This is a genomic window from Mesorhizobium sp. M7A.F.Ca.MR.176.00.0.0, assembly GCF_004023165.1.
Taxonomy (GTDB): Bacteria; Pseudomonadota; Alphaproteobacteria; order Rhizobiales; family Rhizobiaceae; genus Mesorhizobium.
In genome coordinates this window covers 1-4,617 of the sequence record NZ_RZTC01000210.1, presented here as the reverse complement: position 1 = coordinate 4,617, position 4,617 = coordinate 1, and the positions used below count along the sequence as shown (strand labels likewise).

At 64.0% G+C, this 4,617-nt stretch carries 4 protein-coding genes and 1 pseudogene; 2 read left to right on the top strand and 3 right to left on the bottom strand.

Features of this window, described 5'->3' with window-relative positions:
• Positions 1-72: 72 nt before the first annotated feature.
• Positions 73-406 (bottom strand): annotated as a pseudogene (locus tag EOB59_RS33680) (AMP-binding protein); the annotation flags it as partial.
• 103 nt (positions 407-509) lie between these two features.
• On the opposite strand from EOB59_RS33680, the gene EOB59_RS33675 reads away from it, so the two are divergent.
• Complete coding sequence (locus tag EOB59_RS33675) at positions 510-2,066, top strand: serine hydrolase (protein WP_128290229.1); 1,557 nt, start codon at positions 510-512, stop codon at positions 2,064-2,066.
• Between the two features lie 28 nt (positions 2,067-2,094).
• Here the strand turns inward: EOB59_RS33675 and EOB59_RS33670 are convergent, their stop codons facing one another.
• The gene (locus EOB59_RS33670) at positions 2,095-3,030 is read right to left on the bottom strand and encodes a hypothetical protein (RefSeq protein ID WP_127397102.1); all 936 of its coding nucleotides are present in this window, start codon (positions 3,028-3,030) and stop codon (positions 2,095-2,097) included.
• A 164-nt stretch (positions 3,031-3,194) separates the two neighbouring features.
• Between EOB59_RS33670 and EOB59_RS33665 the strand changes: the two genes are divergently transcribed.
• A complete protein-coding gene (locus EOB59_RS33665; protein ID WP_128290228.1) occupies positions 3,195-4,340 on the top strand; it encodes a KamA family radical SAM protein in 1,146 nt (381 codons plus the stop codon).
• A 31-nt stretch (positions 4,341-4,371) separates the two neighbouring features.
• Here EOB59_RS33665 and EOB59_RS35760 read toward each other — a convergent pair.
• The coding region (locus tag EOB59_RS35760) for a hypothetical protein (protein ID WP_206622098.1) at positions 4,372-4,617 on the bottom strand (246 nt) is incomplete at its 5' end.

Sequence of the window (4,617 nt, the reverse complement as noted above, 5' to 3'; positions counted from 1 at the left end):
GTGCCGGGCCGGTTCCCGGGCGAGCCACGGGTCTCGCCCGTCCTTCGGACCCCCACAAGGAGATCGGCAGCGTCACCCCTTCCGCTTCTCCACCTCGGCCTTCCTCAGCAGGAACCGCTGAATCTTGCCGCTGGGCGTCTTCGGCAACTCGCTGACGAACTCGACTTCGCGCGGATAGGCGTGGGCCGAGAGGCGCTTGCGGACATGCTGCGCCAGTTCCTCGGCCAGCGCCTCGCTGCCTCGAAAGGCAGGCGCCAGAACGACGAAGGCCTTGACGATTTCGGTGCGCTGCGGGTCGGGCACCCCGACGACGGCTGCCTCGTTGACCGCCGAATGTTCGATCAGCGCGCTTTCGACGTCGATGCGGTAGCCCGGCAGAGGCGATGACGTCGTCGGCGCGGCCGATCAGGAGATCGACCGTCCGGTTGCGCGAATGGCCCGAGAAGGGCTGGCCTCACCCGTGCGGGCCTGTATCATGGCCTTGTGAATGCTTGGGAGGAGGCTTGTGCATGCGGCTGAATCGGAATCTCTGTCAGTGGAGGGTTTGGGTCTTCATCGCCGCAATGGCGCTTTGGCCGCGCACGGTGCCGGCCGATACCCTCACGCCGGAGCGCATCACTGCTGCCCTGTCGAAGCTCGAAGCGCTTGCCGAAGCCGCCGTAGCGGACGGTGCTGTACCCGGTCTCGCCATCGGCGTCGTGCGCGATGACGAGGTGATCTTCCTCAAGGGTTTTGGGCATCGCGAGGCCGGCAAGCCAGAGACCGTCGACGCCGACACGGTGTTCCAGATCGCCTCCCTTTCCAAACCGGTTTCCGCCACCGTCGTGGCGGCGTTGGTTAGCGACAGGATCGTGTCCTGGGATTCGAAGATCGCCGATCTCGATCCGGCCTTCCGGTTGGCTGATCCTTATCCGGCAAGCCAACTCACCGTCCGCGACCTGTTTTCGCATCGCAGCGGGCTTCCGGGCACCGCCGGAGACGACCTCGAGGACATTGGCTACGACCGCGTCGCGATACTGCATCGCCTGCGGTTCGTGCCACCATCGTCGAGCTTTCGCGCCGGGTATGCCTACAGCAATTTCGGATTGACAGAGGGTGCCGTGGCAGCCGCGACACCGACAGGAAAGCCCTGGGAGGAGGTCGCCGAGGAGAAGCTCTACCGTCCGCTTGGCATGGCCTCGACCAGTTCCCGTCATTCGGACTTCGTCAAGCAAACCAACCGCGCCGCGCTTCACGTCAAGGTTGATGGCGCCTGGGCCGCGAGGATAGAGCGCAATCCGGATGCGCAGGCGCCTGCCGGCGGCGTCAGCTCTACGGCACGTGACCTCTCGCAATGGGTGCGCCTCATCCTCGGCAACGGCGTTTATGCAGGCAAGACACTGATTGCCGCCGATGCGCTAAGCCAGACGCATGTTCCGCTGATAGCGCGCGGCAACAACCCCGTCTCCGGCGGCGCATCGTTCTACGGCCTCGGCTGGAATGTCGAATTCGGCCGACACGGCCTGAGCTGGGGCCACGCCGGCGCCTTCAGCGTCGGCGCACGTACCCTGGTGACAGTCTTCCCAAAGGAGAAGCTGGGCATCGTCATCGTCGCCAACGCCTTTCCGACTGGCCTGCCGGAGGGATTGTCCGACAGCTTCGCCGATCTCGTCTTCGACGGTAACGTCGAGAAGGACTGGGTCAAGGCGTGGAATGATATCTATGCGGGCCTGTTCGGTCCGGCGGTCGCGGCGGCCAAGGCCGCCTATGCCGCGCCGCCGTCTCCGCCACGGCCAGCCGCGCCGGGCAGTGTCTATGCCGGCCGGTACGCCAACGACTTCATCGGCGACGCGATTGTGTCGGGAGCGGGAGACCACCTTGTGCTCAGGGTAGGCCCGGCCGCCGGCCGGTCCTACTCATTGAGGCATTTCGACGGTGACCTTTTCCTGACCTTCCCCGACGCGGAGACGCCGGATAGCCCCTCGGGTGTAAGTTTTGTGGTCGGCGCTGACGACAAGGCGTCGGCCATGACCGTAGGTTTTCTCGACGACAATCATCTCGGCACGCTGCAACGTGTGGGGGACTGACTTCCAAATCGAAGGGTGCCGCCGGGAGTCAGGATGCGGGGCCGTATCGGAGCAGTTTGAAGCAATCGCCGTTGCCCGATTTCGTCTGCGCCAGCAAGGGCTTCGACCTGTCTATCCATTCCTGATGTGACCTCGCATCGGCTTCGATCGCGTCGACCGGTGCAAGACTGACAAAGCTGCGTCCGTGGCTGAGAAGCCAGCACGCGCGGCCAAGAAATCGCCTGCTGCGCTGGCGCAAGAGGTCAGCATCGTAGAAGATGTCGAGCACCTCGTGCTTGATCTTGCGCTCCGTTTCAGGATTGGCGATCGCAACCTCGATCGGCTCGCCGCCGATCGCATCCTGCAGGTCCTTGTAGTCGAGGGTGAGTTGGGTGATGGCATATTTGATCTCGCTCTCGTCGCGCACGATGTCGAACCATAGCGTCGGATCGAGCTCGTTGACGACGAACGACGACTCGAAATCGCGCGACAGGTTGAGGATGTCGAAGTCCCGGATGTCGACGTCGCGCTCAACCAGCAGGATTTCGCGGATCTGCTTGCCAAGCTCCGCTCCCTGCGCGCCGATGGCGGCGTTGGTTCCACCAAGTTCGGGACTAATATAGGCCCCGCCGTCATCCAGCAGCGCGTCGAATTCGCCAAGTGACTCGACGAGGGGAGCGCCGCGAGCGATGCGCGCCGCCAGCTTGGCTAGAACCTGCTGAAGATCCGCTTCGCGTCTGCGCTGGTCTTGGTAATTCTGCTGGAAAAAGAAGATGAACAGCGACACGCCGATGCCGATCAGGATCACGCCCAACTGCGAGAAGATGTTGCGGTGGTATTCCAGCAGCTTTTCGCGATGGCGCACGTCGTCGCGCACACTGTGGGCGACGCGCAGATTGACGATCAGCGACAGGATGAGCAGCCCAGTACCGACGAGGATGAGGCCGCCGATGAGCAGGTAACCATGGCCTGTGCTGAAGTCCATTCGTTTTCCCTGAAGCCCAGACTGCGCAGAATAGTGCCATTTTGGCTAAATACCTACGGATTTGCAGGCGGTTGATTTGATGGCGGCGACCACCCCAGAAGGTTGACCCGCATGGCCATCCGGCCGATAGCTCCGCCAGAAACTGCCCCCCCCCGAGAACCCTGATGACTTCAGATACCAACCTCCACAATGCACGCGCCGCCGATCCCGACACCGCCTGGCAGGCGGACGTCCGCGCCGGCGTGCGCCACGTGCGCGACCTGGCGTCCCTCCCGTTGTCCCCAGCCGAGCGCGCAGCCGCCCGGGCCGCGGCGGTGAACCACAAGGTGCGCGCGCCCAAAGCCTATCTCGACCTGATCGACTGGAACGACCCGGCCGATCCGATCCGGGCGCAGGTCATCCCCTCTCCGCAAGAACTGGAGGAGGTGGAAGGCGAGCTCGACGATCCGATCGCCGACCATGACTTCAGCCCGGTGCCGCGATTGACGCACCGCCATGCCGACCGGGTGCTGCTGTTCCCGACCTATCAATGCGCGGTCTATTGCCGGTTCTGCTTCCGCAAGGAATCGCTGACCTCGATCGGTCGTGGCTATACGCATGAGGCGCTGGAGCCGGCGCTGGCCTATATCGCGGACCACCCCGAAATCCGCGAGGTGATCCTGACCGGCGGCGATCCGCTGTCGCTGCCCGACAAGGCGCTGGCCGAAATCTTCGCGCGCATAGAAGCGATCCCCCATGTACGGCTGCTGCGCATCCATACGCGCGTGCCGGTGGTGCTGCCGTCGCGCATTACATCAGGGCTCGTCGCGGCGCTGCAGGGCCGGCTGATGGTCACTGTCGTCACCCATTTCAATCACGCGCGTGAAATCACCGGCGCCACCGAGGTGGCCTGCCGCACGCTTCGGCAAGCCGGGTTCGTGCTGCTCAACCAGAGCGTTTTGCTCAAGGGTGTCAACGACAGCATCGAGGCGCTGGAGGAGCTCTGCCGCGAGCTGATGTACCGCCTCGGCGTCAAACCCTACTACCTGCACCATGGCGACCTCGCGCGCGGCATGGCGCACCGGCGCACGACGATCGCGCAGGGACAGGCGCTGACTGAAGCGCTGCGGGCGCGGCTGTCGGGCATCTGCAACCCCGTCTATGTGCTCGACCTGCCGGAAGGCGGCGGCAAGGTGCCGATCGGGCCCTGTCATGTCGAGGGCAGGCAGGGGGAGAGCTGGCGGCTGCGCGGGCTCGATGGCGAAGTGCGGGAATATAGGGAGATCGTTGGCGTGCAAGAGGAACAGTCTTCGAAGATTCCAGGCTCGTGACGCCAGGATCCACCCGGATAATCCTACAGCGTCACAGCGACCGTTCATGATGGCCAGCGTCTGCGCCGCCCCTCACCTGCCTGCCGGCATCCTCTCCCCGTATAGTGACGGGGAGAGGGGTGCTGTCATCGGCGATTTCGCCAATCTCCAGCGTTGCGGGAAGAATGCCGGCGTCGCGGCCAGTGTCCAGCCGATAGATGGGTAACAGTTTGAACCGGATACATAGGTAACAGTTTTCCCCCTTATGATGGGTTCGCGGCAGCGCCAAGCGGTTGGG